Origin of the sequence: Vreelandella indica, from assembly GCF_037070225.1 — a bacterium.
In the GTDB taxonomy this organism is placed as follows: domain Bacteria; phylum Pseudomonadota; class Gammaproteobacteria; order Pseudomonadales; family Halomonadaceae; genus Vreelandella; species Vreelandella arctica.
The window spans coordinates 1-1,349 of record NZ_JBANSO010000089.1; the positions used below are offsets into that span (position 1 = coordinate 1).

General features: G+C 60.9%; 1 protein-coding gene. It reads left to right on the forward strand.

Translation table 11 applies throughout. The features are described from left to right. Nucleotides 1-78 precede the first annotated feature (78 nt). Nucleotides 79-1,335, forward strand: a complete 1,257-nt coding sequence (locus V8L71_RS20615) for an ISL3 family transposase (protein WP_289143716.1) — start codon at nt 79-81, stop codon at nt 1,333-1,335. Nucleotides 1,336-1,349 lie beyond the last annotated feature (14 nt).

Here is a 1,349-nt window from a genome sequence, read left to right on the forward strand (position 1 = left end):
GGCTCTTCGACGTTGGGTGTGGAATTCGCCCCCTGAGCTGGGCCAGAATATGACCTCCACAGCGGCAGGAGGTATGACATGGACGGCACCCAGATTCTAACACTCGGCCTGGGCTTGGAAGCGCCCTGGATCCTCAAGAACCAGTACCTGGATACCGCCGTGTCGCCCCACCGCCTGGACCTCTATGTCGAGGCGGAGCGAGGCAGTCTCTATCCCTGCCCAGAATGTGGTAAGGCCTGCCAAGCTCATGACTTTGCCGACAAAACCTGGCGGCATCTGAACTTCTTTCAGCATCACTGTTACCTGCATGCTCGCGTGCCGCGCACGAAGTGTCCTGACCATGGCGTCAAGCGCATAGAGGTGCCCTGGGCCCGGCCGGGCAGCGACTTTACCCTGCTGTTCGAGCAAGCGGCCATGTCACTGGTCAAGGAGATGCCGGTACTGGCCGTCTCCCGCCAGTTGGAGATTTCCGACAAACGACTATGGCGCATCGTGCACCACTACGTTGGCCGCATGTTGGGGGAACTGGATCTGTCCAAGGTGGTGACGGTCGGCGTGGACGAAACCGCCTCCCGGCGCGGTCATCGCTATGTCACGGTGTTCCTCGACATGCAGCGCAAGCGGGAACCGGTTATCTTTGCCGTCCCAGGCTGCGGCAAGGATGCCATCCAGGCTTTCAGCGCCTTCCTGGCGGCCCATGGCGGCGACCCGAATAATGTGGTCGAGGTCGTCTGCGATATGTCGCCAGCCTTCCTTAGTGGCGTGACCGAGCACCTTCCCAAGGCCGAGGTAACGGTCGACTGGTTCCATATCGTACAGACCTTCACCAAGCGGCTGGACGAGGTACGCAAGAAAGAGCGCCGGGAGCAGGGGCACCCCAAGTCGCTGCGCTGGGCCCTGCTGAAGAACCTGGATAACAAGAACCTGACACCCAAACAGCTTTCGGCGCTCCAGGAGTTGGTAGCCGATCAGAGCGCCACGGCCGATGCCTGGGTGATCAAGGAGAAGCTACGCTGGATCCAGAAGGCTCCAACGCCCAGAGCGGCTCGGTGGCGCATCACGAACTACCTCAAGGTCATGCAGGCGGCGGTGTCTGAAAAGTCACTGCTGGAGCCGATGGGGAAAGCCCTGGCGACGCTTGAGCGGCACGCCGACGCGGTGGTCAGACGCTGGCTCTCGGGACTGACGAACGCAAGACTGGAAGGAATGAATGGTCTGTTCCAAGCGGCTCGGTCACGGGCACGTGGCTACCGGAACGAGGCCAACTTTATCGCCATGATCTACCTGATTGGGAGCCCGGTGGGCCGCCTATTCGATCAGGCCAAATCCACGTGAAGTGACGAAGAACC

Bases quoted from the DNA above. Each gene is read 5' to 3' on its own strand.
- V8L71_RS20615 (WP_289143716.1), top strand. From the start codon at position 79: ATGGACGGCACCCAGATTCTAACACTCGGCCTGGGCTTGGAAGCGCCC.